This is a genomic window from Pseudomonas sp. COW5 (assembly GCF_026240005.1).
Classification (GTDB): domain Bacteria; phylum Pseudomonadota; class Gammaproteobacteria; order Pseudomonadales; family Pseudomonadaceae; genus Aquipseudomonas; species Aquipseudomonas kribbensis.
The window spans coordinates 1,337,764-1,350,131 of record NZ_JAPHVP010000001.1 but is presented as its reverse complement, the minus strand read 5'-3'; the positions used below and the strand labels follow the sequence as shown (position 1 = coordinate 1,350,131).

12 protein-coding genes are annotated in these 12,368 nt (G+C 61.5%); 5 read left to right on the top strand and 7 right to left on the bottom strand.

Annotated elements, in window-relative coordinates; translation table 11 throughout:
* Positions 1 to 2: 2 nt before the first annotated feature.
* From OQ248_RS06250 to OQ248_RS06240, 3 genes are all read right to left on the bottom strand, one after another.
* Positions 3 to 377 (bottom strand): hypothetical protein, encoded by a 375-nt coding sequence (locus tag OQ248_RS06250; protein WP_096818914.1) that lies wholly within the window; start codon positions 375 to 377, stop codon positions 3 to 5.
* 102 nt (positions 378 to 479) lie between these two features.
* Positions 480 to 671 carry a hypothetical protein gene (locus tag OQ248_RS06245; protein WP_119426685.1) on the bottom strand — a complete coding sequence of 64 codons (192 nt, stop codon included), beginning with the start codon at positions 669 to 671 and terminating at the stop codon, positions 480 to 482.
* Between the two features lie 11 nt (positions 672 to 682).
* Positions 683 to 1,981, bottom strand: coding sequence for a phospholipase (locus OQ248_RS06240; protein WP_265812322.1), 1,299 nt, complete (start codon positions 1,979 to 1,981; stop codon positions 683 to 685).
* 236 nt (positions 1,982 to 2,217) lie between these two features.
* Here OQ248_RS06240 and kdgD point away from each other — a divergent pair, with 236 nt between their 5' ends.
* The 5 genes from kdgD to OQ248_RS06215 all read left to right on the top strand — a co-directional run bounded on the left by kdgD (position 2,218) and on the right by OQ248_RS06215 (position 8,905).
* On the top strand, positions 2,218 to 3,129 hold the full coding sequence (kdgD, locus tag OQ248_RS06235) for a 5-dehydro-4-deoxyglucarate dehydratase (RefSeq protein WP_265812321.1): 912 nt from the start codon (positions 2,218 to 2,220) through the stop codon (positions 3,127 to 3,129).
* A 61-nt stretch (positions 3,130 to 3,190) separates the two neighbouring features.
* The gene (locus OQ248_RS06230; protein WP_265812320.1) at positions 3,191 to 4,630 is read left to right on the top strand and encodes an aldehyde dehydrogenase family protein; all 1,440 of its coding nucleotides are present in this window, start codon (positions 3,191 to 3,193) and stop codon (positions 4,628 to 4,630) included.
* A 98-nt stretch (positions 4,631 to 4,728) separates the two neighbouring features.
* Positions 4,729 to 6,093: an MFS transporter gene (locus OQ248_RS06225; protein ID WP_085711879.1), complete on the top strand. Its 1,365-nt coding sequence runs from the start codon at positions 4,729 to 4,731 to the stop codon at positions 6,091 to 6,093.
* A gap of 11 nt (positions 6,094 to 6,104) precedes the next feature.
* On the top strand, positions 6,105 to 7,658 hold the full coding sequence (gene garD, locus OQ248_RS06220; RefSeq protein ID WP_119426689.1) for a galactarate dehydratase: 1,554 nt from the start codon (positions 6,105 to 6,107) through the stop codon (positions 7,656 to 7,658).
* 305 nt (positions 7,659 to 7,963) lie between these two features.
* Positions 7,964 to 8,905 carry an AEC family transporter gene (locus tag OQ248_RS06215; RefSeq protein WP_085711802.1) on the top strand — a complete coding sequence of 314 codons (942 nt, stop codon included), beginning with the start codon at positions 7,964 to 7,966 and terminating at the stop codon, positions 8,903 to 8,905.
* Positions 8,906 to 8,912: 7 nt separating this feature from the next.
* On the opposite strand, the gene OQ248_RS06210 is transcribed toward OQ248_RS06215, so the two are convergent.
* From OQ248_RS06210 to gatB, 4 genes are all read right to left on the bottom strand, one after another.
* Complete coding sequence (locus OQ248_RS06210) at positions 8,913 to 9,290, bottom strand: carboxymuconolactone decarboxylase family protein (RefSeq protein ID WP_265812319.1); 378 nt, start codon at positions 9,288 to 9,290, stop codon at positions 8,913 to 8,915.
* Positions 9,287 to 10,348 (bottom strand): calcium/sodium antiporter, encoded by a 1,062-nt coding sequence (locus tag OQ248_RS06205; protein WP_265815073.1) that lies wholly within the window; start codon positions 10,346 to 10,348, stop codon positions 9,287 to 9,289. Before OQ248_RS06205 ends, OQ248_RS06210 begins: the two co-directional genes overlap by 4 nt.
* 46 nt (positions 10,349 to 10,394) lie before the next feature.
* Positions 10,395 to 10,769, bottom strand: a complete 375-nt coding sequence (locus OQ248_RS06200) for a septal ring lytic transglycosylase RlpA family protein (protein WP_248743966.1) — start codon at positions 10,767 to 10,769, stop codon at positions 10,395 to 10,397.
* Positions 10,770 to 10,917: 148 nt separating this feature from the next.
* Positions 10,918 to 12,363: an Asp-tRNA(Asn)/Glu-tRNA(Gln) amidotransferase subunit GatB gene (gatB, locus tag OQ248_RS06195; RefSeq protein WP_114881417.1), complete on the bottom strand. Its 1,446-nt coding sequence runs from the start codon at positions 12,361 to 12,363 to the stop codon at positions 10,918 to 10,920.
* Positions 12,364 to 12,368: the final 5 nt, after the last annotated feature.

The window sequence follows — 12,368 nt, the reverse complement described above, 5'->3', positions numbered from 1 at the left end:
AATCAGGCTTCGACGTAGAGTCTCAGTGGCTCCGAGCAAGGCTCCAGACTGGACTCATCGGCGAACTTGTAGCGCAGTTCGACGGTGCTGTTCAGGTACTTTTCCAGCTCGAATCTCGGGATGCTCAGTTCGATTCCGGTCAGGCCGACCATGTCGTCCAGTGCGTCATCCCAGACGCCGGTCGGCTCCGACAAGCCCAGCCATTCAGGCTCTTCCGGATCATCGCCGAGGATCGGGTACACATCCCAGTTTGGCGGTGTGTTCTGGCCATCGGGTACCTGAACGATCAAATCGTCATCCAGCGTCGACAGCCGCAGGATGATCGAGTCGCTGGCGTGATCGGGGAATTGCGGAAGGTGTGCAGCGGCAAACGTCATGGCTCGTTCTCCTTGAAAGATCTGCCGCGATCCTTCGCGGCAGTCGTCGCACTTTACCTGGCGAATCGGTGAGACGCGCCGGGGCAATCTTGTCCGGGCATTTCAGCTCTTGGGCAGAATCGAACGATCGACCCTGACCGCCAGTTTTCCCGGGCCGGGCCTGACGTCGAATGTTGCGTGCCCCTGAGCGTCCACCGACGTCCGGGCGATGGCCACGCCGTCGCGCAGCAATTGCAGCGGCGCACCTTTCAACGATTGGCCCGAGGCCAGTTCCAGTTTCAATTTGATGCTCATCGAATCGCTCCTTAATTCGTGTTGCCGGTCGGGTGATAGTCCTTGAGCAGCAGGTAAGTGCTCCAGCCCCACCAGTCGTCGACGGTGGCGGTGTCGTTGAGGTTGTTCACGTCCTTGCGCCGCAGGACTTTGTTGCCTTGAAGGCGGAACAGTGGCGAGAAGTTGTTGGCCAGGTTCATCACGGCAGTCAGATCCGGCAGCCGTTGCAGTGCGTTGAAGGTGGTCGGCACGTTGCCGCCTGAATACGCGGCATACACCTCGTCCGCCGAATCCTGCACCGCCAGATTCACCTGATTGCGATTGTCAGCGTCCGTGGCGTCGAAGTAGCGCTTGTCACCGAACGCGCGCCATTGCTCGCCATGTCCGTTGCGCACCTTGAGGCCGAACTTGCTGTCTTCGTCATGCATGAAGCGAGTGATGAGCGAGCCCAGATCGCTCGGCGTTACGACGGCAGCCATGGCCTTGCGTGGCACCCGCAAATGACCGGAGGAGAACAGGTCGGTGAGGTAATGGTCGGCGAACGCATTCATCGCATAGGCCCGTTCCAGTTGCAGTTCGTCCTGACTGGCGTGGGCGGCTGCGGCCGTTTGCAGGGCGACGGTGTGCCCGGCGATGTAGGCCTGACGGGCCCATTCGCCGAAATGATCGGCATTGTTCGCCGCCAGTTTCAGGTAGCGACCGAGCGGAAACAGCGCCGAGACGAAACTGCCGCCACCGGTGATTTTGTTCCACTCTTCCGACAACGTATCTCCCAGCGCGTCATAGGCTTCGTGGGGTGGTTTGCCGTCCTTGATCGCCTGTTTAACGGCGTCGATCTCTTTTTGCATGATCGCCAGAATTTGCGGCGCTTCGGCCCGAGAGGCGGGCAGGGCGGCGAGGGTGTCGAACGCCGCTGAAAAGCGCTGAAGACGATCCGCCGGAGTCGCACCTTCGTTGATCGGCCGGCCGGCGACTCCGTAGAAATCGCCTCCCAGCGAGAGCACCTGGCCATAGGTCAGCGCCAATCCGTTCGGCAGATGCAAGGGCACGTTTTGCGCAAGCACCGGCTCGGCATTTTCAACGAAGCGCAGCCGTGTGTTATCGCCGATCGCCGTGTGTTCCGCGCCTTCGAAGCGCAGCGGCGGTTTGACTTTCATGGCTTTGCCGGTCAGTGCGGGGGAGGGTTCGACATCGCTGTGGGAGTCGGCAATGTGCAGCACCAGATGCGGGTTTTCGGCACTGAAGTCGATGCCGCCTGGGGTAAAAAGATCATCGAAACGGGCGATGACCGGTGTGGGTTGTTCAAGGCATTTGGGTTGTAGACCGGACATTTCTTTCTCCTTGATATGTCGTCGGTGAGTTCTTATTTAACTGTATGTATATACAGTTAAATAGAGCCTAGTCGAGAAAACTCCTACGTCAAAAAGAAATCTTGTCCGACAAAAAATGCCCCCCAGCGATGAAATGCAGTTGACGGTTATCTTTTAAGTTGTACGATGACCTACAACTTCGGCGAAGGCTGAACGGTCCACTCACAAAAAAACGTTGCTACCAGGGTGTTCGAATAATGAATCCACAAGAACTGAAGTCCATCCTCTCCGCCGGCCTGCTGTCGTTCCCGGTCACCGATTTCAATGCCCAGGGCGATTTCAACCGCGCGGGCTACATCAAACGCCTGGAATGGCTGGCCCCGTACGGTGCTTCGGCCCTGTTCGCCGCCGGTGGCACCGGTGAGTTCTTCTCCTTGGCCGCCAGCGAATACTCGGAAATCATCAAGACTGCCGTCGACACCTGCGCCAGCAGCGTGCCGATCCTCGCCGGTGTCGGTGGTTCGACCCGCCAGGCCATCGAATACGCTCAGGAAGCCGAACGTCTGGGCGCCAAAGGTCTGTTGTTGCTGCCGCATTACCTGACCGAAGCCAGCCAGGACGGCGTTGCCGCCCACGTTGAAGCGGTGTGCAAATCGGTGAACATCGGTGTGGTGGTCTACAACCGCAACGTCTGCCGCCTGACCGCGCCGCTGCTGGAACGTCTGGCCGAGCGCTGCCCGAACCTGATCGGTTACAAGGACGGTCTGGGTGATATCGAGCTGATGGTGTCGATCCGTCGTCGCCTCGGTGATCGCTTCAGCTACCTCGGTGGTCTGCCGACCGCAGAAGTCTATGCCGCGGCCTACAAGGCACTGGGCGTGCCGGTCTACTCGTCGGCGGTGTTCAACTTCATCCCGAAAACCGCGATGGACTTCTACCACGCGATTGCCCGCGAAGATCACGCCACCGTCGGCAAGATCATCGACGACTTCTTCCTGCCGTACCTGGACATCCGCAACCGCAAGGCCGGTTACGCCGTGAGCATCGTCAAGGCAGGCGCCAGGATCGCCGGCTATGACGCAGGCCCGGTGCGGGCGCCGCTGACCGACCTGACCCGAGAAGAGTACGAAATGCTCGCCGCGCTGATCGACAAGCAAGGTGCGCAGTAACACAACCCTATAAACAAGGCCGCTGAGCAATCAGCGGCCTTTTGCGTCAGGAGAATGATTCGTGACCAAGCGCTATGACAACTACATCAACGGTGAATGGGTCGCCGGCAATGATTACTCGGTCAACATCAACCCGTCCGAGCTGAGCGACACCATCGGCGACTACGCCAAGGCTGACCTGGCTCAGGTCAACGCCGCCATCGACGCCGCGCGCGCTGCGTTCCCGGCGTGGTCGACTTCGGGCATTCAGGCTCGCCACGACTCGCTGGACAAGGTCGGCACCGAAATCCTCGCCCGCCGCGAAGAACTCGGCACCCTGCTGGCCCGGGAGGAGGGCAAGACCCTGCCGGAAGCCATCGGCGAAGTGACCCGCGCCGGCAACATCTTCAAGTTCTTCGCTGGTGAATGCCTGCGCCTGTCCGGCGACTACGTGCCGTCGGTGCGTCCGGGCGTCAACGTTGAAGTCACCCGCGAAGCCCTCGGCGTGGTCGGTCTGATCACTCCGTGGAATTTCCCGATTGCGATTCCGTCGTGGAAAATCGCCCCGGCCCTGGCCTACGGCAACTGCGTGGTGTTGAAGCCGGCAGATCTGGTGCCGGGTTGCGCCTGGGCGCTGGCCGAAATCATCTCCCGCGCAGGCTTCCCGGCCGGCGTGTTCAACCTGGTGATGGGTAGCGGTCGTGTGGTGGGTGAAGCGCTGGTCAACAGCCCGAAAGTCGACGGCATCAGCTTCACCGGCTCTGTCGGTGTGGGCCGTCAGATCGCGGTCAACTGCGTGTCGCGCCAGGCCAAGGTGCAACTGGAGATGGGCGGCAAGAACCCGCAGATCATTCTCGACGACGCCGACCTCAAGCAGGCGGTGGAGCTGTCGGTGCAGAGCGCGTTCTACTCCACCGGCCAGCGTTGCACCGCGTCGAGCCGTTTGATCGTCACTGCCGGGATTCACGACAAGTTCGTCGAAGCCATGGCCGAGCGCATGAAGTCGATCAAGGTCGGCCACGCGCTGAAGGCCGGCACCGACATCGGTCCGGTAGTCTCGCAAGCGCAGCTTGAGCAGGACCTGAAATACATCGACATCGGCCAGTCCGAAGGTGCTCGCGTAGTCAGCGGCGGTGGTCTGGTGACCTGCGACACCGAGGGTTATTTCCTCGCGCCGACCCTGTTTGCCGACAGCGAAGCGTCGATGCGCATCAGCCGCGAAGAGATCTTCGGCCCGGTGGCCAACATCGTCCGCGTCGCCGACTACGACGCCGCGCTGGCCATGGCCAACGACACCGAGTTCGGCCTGTCGGCGGGCATCGCCACGACGTCGCTGAAGTACGCCAACCACTTCAAGCGTCATTCCCAGGCCGGGATGGTGATGGTCAATCTGCCGACCGCCGGCGTCGATTACCACGTTCCGTTCGGGGGCCGTAAGGGTTCATCCTATGGTTCACGTGAGCAAGGCCGCTATGCGCAAGAGTTCTACACCGTGGTGAAAACCGCCTACATCGGTTCGTAAGTCGCTGCACCCGCGCAGGGTTATTGCCAAGGCCCTGCGCGGCACAAGACCAAAGAATGTTTTACCCGCATAAAAATAATCAGTGGGAGTACATCTACATGCAATCGTCCAAGCCGACTCACGTCCGCTATTTGATTCTGCTCATGCTGTTTCTGGTGACCACGATCAACTACGCCGACCGCGCCACCATCGCGATCGCCGGTTCCAGTTTGCAAAAAGACCTCGGCATCGACGCGGTCACCCTCGGCTATATCTTCTCTGCATTCGGTTGGGCCTACGTGGCCGGGCAAATCCCCGGCGGCTGGCTGCTCGATCGTTTCGGCTCGAAAAAAGTCTATGCCCTGAGCATTTTCACCTGGTCGCTGTTCACCGTGCTGCAAGGCTTTGTCGGTGAGTTCGGCATGTCCACGGCCATCGTGGCGCTGTTCATGCTGCGCTTCCTGGTCGGTCTGGCCGAAGCGCCGTCGTTCCCCGGCAACGCACGCATCGTCGCTGCCTGGTTCCCGACCGCCGAACGCGGCACTGCTTCGGCGATCTTCAACTCGGCGCAGTACTTCGCCACCGTGCTGTTCGCGCCGCTGATGGGCTGGATCGTCTATGCCTTCGGCTGGGAACACGTGTTCATTGTCATGGGCGTGTTCGGCATCCTGTTCTCGCTGATCTGGCTGAAGGTTATCCACAGCCCGCGCCAGCACCCGATGGCCAACGAAGCGGAAGTGAAGTTCATCGCCGACAACGGCGGCATGGTCGACATGGACCAGAAGCAAGGCAAAAAGGCTGACGGCCCGAAATGGGATTACATCCGTCAGTTGCTGACCAACCGCATGATGCTCGGCGTGTACCTGGGCCAGTACTGCATCAACGGCATCACCTATTTCTTCCTGACCTGGTTCCCGGTGTACCTGGTGCAGGAACGCGGCATGACCATCCTCAAGGCCGGTTTCATCGCCTCGTTGCCGGCGATCTGCGGTTTTATCGGTGGCGTCCTCGGCGGGGTGATTTCCGATTACCTGCTGCGCAAGGGCCACTCGCTGACCTTCGCCCGCAAGGCGCCGATCATCGCCGGCCTGCTGGTTTCGAGCAGCATCGTCGCGTGCAACTATGTCGAGGTGGAATGGATGGTGGTCGGCTTCATGGCCCTGGCATTCTTCGGCAAAGGCGTGGGCGCGCTGGGCTGGGCGGTGGTCTCCGACACTTCGCCGAAACAGATCGCCGGCCTGAGCGGCGGGCTGTTCAACACCTTCGGCAACATTGCCTCGATCACTACGCCGATCGTCATCGGCTACATCATCAGCTCCACCGGTTCGTTCAAGTGGGCGCTGGTGTTTGTCGGCGCCAACGCACTGGTAGCGGTGTTCAGCTACCTGGTGATCGTCGGCCCGATCAAACGTGTGGTACTGAAAGAGCCGCCAACCAATGGCGGTTCCGAAGCCACCGGTAAATTGTCTCAAGCGCATTCCTGAGGAGCGGCGCCATGCAGTTGATTGAACATTCCGACTCGCCGCGCTACATCCGCCTGCACGAGCGGGACAACGTAGTGGTCGTGGTCAATGACCAGGGCGTTCCGGCCGGCACCGCCTTCGCCGATGGCCTGGTGACGGTGGATTTTGTGCCGCAGAGTCACAAGGTCAGCCTCGTGGACATCCCCGAGGGCGGCACGGTGATTCGCTACGGCCAGATCATCGGTTATGCGTTGCAGCCGATTCCCCGTGGCAGTTGGGTCAAGGAAGATCAACTGCGCATGCCGACCGCGCCACCGCTGGACAGCCTGCCGCTGTCCACCGATGTGCCGGCCGCCCAGGCTCCGCTGGAAGGCTTCACGTTCGAGGGTTATCGCAACGCCGACGGAACTGTCGGCACGCGCAACATCCTCGGGATCACTACCACCGTGCAATGCGTCACCGGGGTGCTGGATCACGCGGTAAAGCGGATCAAGGATGAGCTGTTGCCGAAGTACCCGCACGTCGATGACGTGGTGGCGCTGACCCACAGTTACGGTTGCGGCGTGGCCATCACGGCCACCGATGCCTATATCCCGATCCGCACCGTGCGCAATCTGGCGCGCAACCCGAACCTCGGTGGCGAGGCGCTGGTGATCAGTCTGGGCTGCGAGAAATTGCAGGCCGGGCAGGTGATGCACGAGGACGATGCGTCGGTGGATCTGAGCGAGCCATGGCTGTATCGCTTGCAGGATTCCAGTCACGGTTTCACCGAGATGATCGAGCAGATCATGGAACTGGCCGAAACCCGCCTGAAGAAGCTCGACCAGCGTCGCCGGGAAACCGTGCCGGCGTCCGAACTGATCCTCGGCATGCAATGCGGCGGCAGTGATGCGTTTTCCGGGATCACCGCCAACCCGGCGCTGGGTTATGCCTCGGACTTGTTGCTGCGGGCGGGGGCGACGGTGATGTTTTCCGAAGTCACCGAAGTGCGTGATGCGATCTACCTGCTGACCTCCCGGGCCCAGAGCAAAACCGTTGCCGAAGAACTGGTGCGCGAGATGGACTGGTACGACCGTTATCTGGCCAAGGGTGAGGCGGATCGCAGCGCCAACACCACGCCGGGCAACAAGAAGGGCGGGTTGTCGAACATTGTCGAGAAGTCCTTGGGCTCGATCGTCAAATCCGGCAGCAGCGCGATCAGCGGCGTGCTGGGTCCGGGGGAGCGCTTCAAGCAGAAGGGTTTGATTTTCTGTGCGACGCCGGCCAGCGACTTTGTCTGCGGCACGTTACAACTGGCGGCGGGGATGAACCTGCATGTGTTCACCACCGGGCGTGGCACGCCTTATGGTCTGGCCATGGCGCCGGTGGTGAAGGTCTCGACCCGGACCGAACTGGCGCAGCGCTGGCCAGACCTGATCGACATCGATGCCGGGCGCATCGCTACCGGACGCGCGTCCATCGAGGAGTTGGGCTGGGAGTTGTTCCACTACTATCTGGATGTGGCGAGCGGCAAGCAGCAGACGTGGGCGGAAAAGCACAAGCTGCATAACGACATTACGTTGTTCAATCCGGCGCCGATTACTTGATCGTTGAGTATTCGGCTTGAGGGGTGTGGTGTCGGCACTGGCCATGCCCTCACCCCAACCCTCTCCCGGGGGGAGAGGGGGCCGACCGAGTTATTTTGCGCTATGCGTCGACCTGAAATACCGCGTTGATTATGGATTCGGCAAAGTCAGTTCAGGTCGGCGGACCACTTGAATATCCCCCCATTCGGCTCCCTCTCCCTCCGGGAGAGGGCTGGGGTGAGGGGCTTTTGGCTTTTGAGGGGCAAGCAGCCCAAAGTGGCTTATCATTAGCCCCCTAACGACGCTCACCTTCAAGGCTCCCCGGCATGCTGGCAATCTTCCTCGAAACCCTGAACATCACCGCGCCGGTGTTTGCCATGCTGTTTCTCGGGGTGTTGCTCAAGCGCATCGACTGGATCAACGACAACTTCATCCACACAGCCTCGTCGCTGGTGTTCAACGTCAGCATGCCGGCGCTGCTGTTTCTCGGCATCCTCCATGCCGACCTGCACGCCGCGCTGCAACCGGCGCTGCTGATCTACTTCGCCGTCGCTACGCTGGCCAGTTTTGCCCTGGCCTGGGGCTGGGCGATTCTCCGCTGCCCGCGCGAGGATCGTGGCATCTACACGCAAGGTGCGTTTCGCGGCAACAACGGGGTGATCGGTCTGGCACTGGCCGCGAGCATGTATGGCGACTACGGGATTTCGCTCGGGGCGATTCTCGCGGCGCTGGTGATCCTGTTCTACAACACGCTGTCGACCATTGTGCTGGCGGTGTACAGCCCGGTGATCAAGTCCGATCCGTGGAGCATCTGCAAAAGCGTGTTCAGCAATCCGCTGATCATCAGCGTGATCGCGGCGGCGCCGTTTGCCTGGTTCAAGATCGGCTTGCCGGGCTGGCTGGAGACGTCCGGCCAGTACCTGGCGCAAACCACGCTGCCACTGGCGTTGATCTGCATCGGCGGTACGCTGTCGCTGGCGGCGCTGCGCAAGAGCGGGAGCATGGCGCTCAGTTCCAGTCTGGTGAAGATGATCGGCCTGCCGGTGTTCGCCACGCTGGGCGCATGGCTATGGGGCTTTCGCGGGGCGGAGCTGGGGATTCTGTTTCTGTACTTCGGCAGCCCGACGGCAGCCGCCAGTTTTGTCATGGCCCGGGCGGCCCAGGGTAATCATGAACTGGCGGCGGCGATCATCGTGTTGACCACGTTGATGGCGGCAGTGACCACCAACGTCGGGATCTTTCTTTTGCAGTGGGGCGGTTGGATCTAATGATTTTTCAGCCTGGCTGGTAGCTGTCGATCACTTCCTGAGCCGCCCGAAACGCATCGATCGCCGCCGGCACCCCGGCATACACCGCGCAATGCAGCAGCGCCTCGCGGATCTCGTCGACCGTGCAGCCATTGTTCAACGCGCCGCGCACGTGGCCCTTCAATTCCTGCGGGCACTTCAACGCGGTCAGCGCGGCGAGGGTGATCAGGCTGCGGGTCTTCAGCGGCAGAACTTCGCGATTCCACACACCGCCCCAGGCATGTTCGTTGACGAAGTCCTGCAGCGGTTGCGTGAATTCGGTGGCATTGCCCAGGGCGCGGTCGACGAACGCATCGCCCATTACCTGGCGGCGGATTTCGACCCCGGATTTCTTCGATTCGGTCATGGCACATCCCTCTTGTGGTGTTGGCGGCGCCAGGCGCGCACGGACGTGAAAAACAGAAACGTCAGCAGCGTCGGCAGGACATAAAACAGCATCAACCGTTCGAGCTTGCCGGCCAGTGGCATGCCGGTGGTGAACGACACCACATGCAGCCCATACGCCAGGTACAAGCCGAGCAGCAACAAGCCTTCGGCCCGGGTCACGCGGTAGCCGGAATAGAACACCGGCAGGCACAGCGTGGCGACGCCGAGCATCACCGGCAGGTCGAAATCCAGCGCGTTGGGCGACACCGACAGTGGTGTCGGGGCGATCAACGCCGTGATGCCCAGGACCCCGAGCAGGTTGAACAGGTTGGCGCCGATCACGTTGCCCACGGCAATGTCCCGCTGACCGCGTAATGCGGCGATCAACGAGGTGGCGAGCTCCGGCAGCGAGGTGCCGACAGCGACCACGGTCAGGCCGATCACCCGTTCGGAGAATCCGAGATCGGTGGCTACTGCGACAGCGGCACCCAGCAGCAAATGCCCGGCGAACACCAGCATGGCGAGACCGGCGACGATCATCAGCAGACTGGTGAACCATGAGGCCGGCTGAGTCTGAGGATGATCGGAATGTGGCCGGCCCGAGTGCCGCGACTGGCGCAGCAGCAAGCCGAGGTACAACCCCAGAGCCGCCAGCAGCAGGAGGCCGTCGAAACGTCCGATCTCTTCGTTCCAGGCCAGCACGAACACCAGCAGGCTGGCGCCGATCATCAGCGGGATGTCGAGGCGCACCAGTTGCCGTGAGACGCGCAATGGGATGATCAGCGCCGACAGGCCAAGGGTCACGAGGATGTTGAAAATGCTGCTGCCGATCACGCTGCCGACCGCGATGTCGGGGTTGTGCGTCAGGGTCGCTTGCAGACTGACTGCCATCTGCGGGGCGCTGCTGCCGAGGGCGACGATGGTCAGACCGATGATCAGCGGCCGCACATGCAGGCGCGCGGCCAGGCGGACGGCGGCGCGCACCATCAGTTCGGCACCGGCGATCAGCAGGAACAGCCCGCAGAGCAGTTCGATCACGTTGATCAGCGGTAAATCGGTCAATCCGAAAATGGCGGGCGCTCCATCAGTCGTCGAGGGCCTGCACGCGAACCCGTGCCGTGCCACTGCCAATCATGCCGAGGCGTTCGGCGGCTTCCCGCGACACATCAATGATGCGCCCACGGGTGTGTGGCCCGCGGTCGTTGATACGCACCACGCAGGATTTGTCGTTTTTCAGGTTGGTGACCTTCACCCGGGTGCCGAACGGCAACTGGCGATGGGCGGCGGTCAGGGAATTCTGGTTGAACGCTTCGCCGCTGGCGGTGCGTTTACCGTGGTGTTTGGCTCCGTAATAGGAGGCGACGCCGGTCTGGTCGTAACCGTGCGGGTCGATGACATCGGTGCTGGCGCAACCGGCCAGCAGAGAGAGCAGGGCGCAGGCGCCGAGCAGACGTTTCATTCGAAAGCTCCCAAATAACAATGTGGGAGCGAGCTTGCTCGCGATGGCAGTCTGGCAGGCACCTTTGCGGTGTCTGAAGCTGCACTATCGCGGGCAAGCCCGCTCCCACAGGGAATGGAGCCAGGCTTTGGATCTGGCTCCATTGTGGTCAGCCTTCGAGCTTGCTTTTCAGCAGTTCGTTCACTTGCTGCGGGTTGGCCTTGCCCTTGGAGGCTTTCATGGCCTGACCGACGAAGAAACCGAACATCTTGCCGCGCTTGGCTTCGTCTGCCGCACGGTATTGCTCGACCTGCTCGGCGTTGGCCGCGAGCATTTCGTCCAGCACCGCCGAGATGGCGCCGGTGTCGGTAACCTGCTTCAGGCCGCGTTTTTCAATGATCTCGTCCGCACTGCCTTCACCGTTGGCCATCGCTTCGAACACCACCTTGGCGATCTTGCCGGAGATGGTGTTGTCCTTGATGCGCAACAGCATGCCACCCAGTTGCTCGGCGGAAACCGGTGAATCCTCGATGTCCAGGTTCTGCTTGTTGAGCAGGCTACCCAACTCGACCATCACCCAGTTCGCCGCCAGTTTGGCGTCGCCGCCAATGCTCGCGACTTTCTCGAAGTAGTCCGCCTGCTCACGGCTGGTGGCCAGCACGTTGGCGTCGTAGGCCGACAGGCCGAAGGCACTCTGGAAGCGCTCGCGCTTCTGCGGGGGCAGTTCCGGCAGGGTGGCGCGCACGTCATTGAGGAACGAGTCCTCGATGACCACCGGCAGCAGGTCCGGATCAGGGAAGTAACGGTAGTCGTTGGCTTCTTCCTTGCTGCGCATCGGACGGGTTTCGTCCTTGTTCGGATCGTACAGACGGGTCTGCTGGATCACTTTGCCGCCGTCTTCGATCAGGTCGATCTGACGCTGGATCTCGGAGTTGATCGCCTTCTCGATGAAGCGGAACGAGTTGACGTTCTTGATCTCGCAGCGCGTGCCGAACTCAACCTGGCCTTTCGGACGCACCGACACGTTGCAGTCGCAACGCAGCGAGCCTTCGGCCATGTTGCCGTCGCAGATGCCCAGGTAACGCACTAGCGCGTGGATTGCCTTGACGTAGGCCACGGCTTCCTTGGCGCTGCGCATGTCAGGCTCGGAAACGATTTCCAGCAGCGGCGTGCCGGCACGGTTCAGGTCGATGCCGGTGGCGCCGCTGAATTCTTCGTGCAGGCTCTTGCCGGCGTCTTCTTCCAGGTGCGCGCGGGTAATGCCGACGCGTTTGACCGTGCCGTCTTCCAGGGCGATGTCCAGGTGGCCCTTGCCGACGATCGGCAATTCCATCTGGCTGATCTGGTAGCCCTTCGGCAGGTCCGGGTAGAAGTAGTTCTTGCGGGCGAACACGTTGTGCTGACCGATCTCGGCGTCAATCGCCAGACCGAACATCACCGCCATGCGCACGGCTTCCTGGTTGAGCACCGGCAGCACGCCGGGCATGCCCAGGTCGATCAGGCTGGCCTGGGTGTTCGGCTCGGAACCGAACTGGGTGGAACTACCGGAAAAGATTTTCGACCGGGTGGTGAGCTGGGTGTGAATCTCCAGCCCGATCACGACTTCCCATTGCATGTGTG

Bases quoted from the DNA above. Each gene is read 5' to 3' on its own strand.
- OQ248_RS06250 (WP_096818914.1), bottom strand. From the start codon at position 377: ATGACGTTTGCCGCTGCACACCTTCCGCAATTCCCCGATCACGCCAGC.
- OQ248_RS06245 (WP_119426685.1), bottom strand. From the start codon at position 671: ATGAGCATCAAATTGAAACTGGAACTGGCCTCGGGCCAATCGTTGAAA.
- OQ248_RS06240 (WP_265812322.1), bottom strand. From the start codon at position 1,981: ATGTCCGGTCTACAACCCAAATGCCTTGAACAACCCACACCGGTCATC.
- kdgD (WP_265812321.1), top strand. From the start codon at position 2,218: ATGAATCCACAAGAACTGAAGTCCATCCTCTCCGCCGGCCTGCTGTCG.
- OQ248_RS06225 (WP_085711879.1), top strand. From the start codon at position 4,729: ATGCAATCGTCCAAGCCGACTCACGTCCGCTATTTGATTCTGCTCATG.
- garD (WP_119426689.1), top strand. From the start codon at position 6,105: ATGCAGTTGATTGAACATTCCGACTCGCCGCGCTACATCCGCCTGCAC.
- OQ248_RS06215 (WP_085711802.1), top strand. From the start codon at position 7,964: ATGCTGGCAATCTTCCTCGAAACCCTGAACATCACCGCGCCGGTGTTT.
- OQ248_RS06210 (WP_265812319.1), bottom strand. From the start codon at position 9,290: ATGACCGAATCGAAGAAATCCGGGGTCGAAATCCGCCGCCAGGTAATG.
- OQ248_RS06200 (WP_248743966.1), bottom strand. From the start codon at position 10,769: ATGAAACGTCTGCTCGGCGCCTGCGCCCTGCTCTCTCTGCTGGCCGGT.
- gatB (WP_114881417.1), bottom strand. From the start codon at position 12,363: ATGCAATGGGAAGTCGTGATCGGGCTGGAGATTCACACCCAGCTCACC.